Raw genomic sequence first — 1,978 nt, 5'->3', positions numbered from 1 at the left:
GGACATCTGGAAGAACGCCTTCAGCGCCGCCTGTCCGGCGATCACCGTCAACTACGGCGGTGGCGGTTCCGGCGCCGGTGTGCAGCAGTTCATCCAGGGCAAGGTGGCGTTCGCCGGCTCCGACTCGGCGCTGAAGCCGGAGGAGGTCGACGCCACCAAGGCGGTCTGCACCGGCGGCCAGGGCATCGACCTGCCGATGGTGGCGGGCCTGGTCTCGATCGTCTTCAACGTGGAGGGCGTCGACAGGCTCGTCCTCGACGGTCCCACCATCGCCAAGATCTTCGACTCGCAGATCACGAAGTGGAACGACCCGGCGATCGCCGCCCTGAACCCGGGCGCCAAGCTGCCGGACGCCGACATCCAGGCCTTCCACCGCTCGGACGACTCCGGCACCACCGACAACCTGACCAAGTACTTCGCCAAGGCCTCCGGTGGCGCCTGGTCCTACCCGGCCAGCAAGACCTGGGCGGGCAAGGGCGGCCAGTCGGCCAACGGCTCCGCCGGCGTCTCCGCCCAGGTGAAGCAGGTCAAGAACTCGATCAGCTACGCCGAGCTGTCGTTCGCCCAGACCAACAACCTGAAGAGCGCCGCCATCGCCACCGGCGCCTCCAAGCCGGTCGAGGCCACCGCCGCCAACGCCGCCAACACCTTCGCCAAGGCCAAGGTCGCCGGCACCGGCAGCGACCTGGCGCTGACCCTCGACTACGCGACCAAGGACGAGGGCTCGTACCCGCTGGTCCTGGTCACCTACGAGATCGTCTGCGACAAGGGCAACAAGGCCGACACCCTCGACACGCTGAAGGCGTTCCTGACCTACGGCGCCAGCGAGGCCGGCCAGAAGGCCATCGGTGAGAAGGGCTACGTCCCGCTGCCGAAGGAGCTCACCGACAAGGTCAACGCCGTCATCCCGACGCTGGCCTGACCTCCGTAGTACCTCCGGTGGAGCGGCCCCGTGAACGAGGGGGCCGGGGCCGCTCCGCCGGACAGCACGAAACCCAGCACAACGTCCGGGGCACCGCCGCCAGGGTGCCGCCCCCTCGGGGCAGCACCACCAGACCGGAGTAGACCAATGACTTCACCCACTCCTGCCGCCCCGCAAGGCAGGGTACGCCGCAAGCGCGACAGCCGCTTCGGCGACAAGATCTTCATGAACCTCTCCCGCGGGTCGGGCATCCTGCTGCTGGTCGTCATGGCCGCCATCGCGGGCTTCCTGACCTGGCGCTCGGGCATCGCCCTGAGCAAGAACGAGGGCAACTTCCTCACCACCTTCGAGTGGACCCCGGACGGCGTGAAGCCGGTCTTCGGCATCGCCGTCCTCGCCTTCGGCACCATCGTCAGCGCGGTGATCGCGATGGCGATCGCCGTGCCGGTGGCCATCGGCATCGCGCTGTTCATCTCGCACTACGCGCCGCGCCGGATCGCCCAGCCGTTCGCCTACCTGGTGGACCTGCTCGCGGCCGTCCCCAGCATCATCTACGGCCTCTGGGGCGCGCTCTTCCTCGTCCCGCACCTGGACGGGCTGACCAGCTGGCTGGACCAGTACCTCGGCTGGACGTACGTCTTCGACCAGTCCCGGGCCGGCACCACGCCGCGCAACCTGTTCACCGTCGGCATCCTGCTGGCGATCATGATCCTGCCGATCATCACCGCGGTCTCCCGCGAGGTCTTCCGGCAGGTCCCGCGGATGCACGAGGAGGCGGCGCTCGCCCTCGGCGCGACCCGCTGGGAGATGATCCGCACCGCGGTGCTCCCGTTCGGCCGCCCCGGCATCATCTCGGCCTCGATGCTCGGCCTGGGCCGTGCGCTCGGCGAGACCATCGCGGTCGCGGTGGTGCTCTCCTCCAACAGCGTGCTCTCGCTGCACCTGCTCGACCCGGGCGGCGGCACCTTCGCGCAGAACATCGCGCTGAAGTTCAACGAGGCCCAGCCCCTCGGCCGCGACGCGCTGATGGCCTCCGGCCTCGTCCTGTTCGTCATC

2 protein-coding genes are annotated in these 1,978 nt (G+C 69.2%); both read left to right on the top strand.

Annotated elements, in window-relative coordinates; genetic code table 11:
- On the top strand, window positions 1-922 hold a 922-nt coding region (gene pstS / locus MCM47_RS39850), incomplete at its 5' end, for a phosphate ABC transporter substrate-binding protein PstS (protein ID WP_238951736.1).
- A 147-nt stretch (window positions 923-1,069) separates the two neighbouring features.
- Window positions 1,070-1,978: phosphate ABC transporter permease subunit PstC (gene pstC, locus MCM47_RS39845; protein ID WP_238951735.1), on the top strand; the 909-nt coding region annotated here is incomplete at its 3' end.

The sequence above is a fragment of the Kitasatospora sp. A2-31 genome (assembly GCF_022288725.1).
In the GTDB taxonomy this organism is placed as follows: domain Bacteria; phylum Actinomycetota; class Actinomycetes; order Streptomycetales; family Streptomycetaceae; genus Kitasatospora.
Note: the sequence above shows the minus strand (reverse complement) of the source record. Positions and strands in the feature narration are given on the sequence as shown.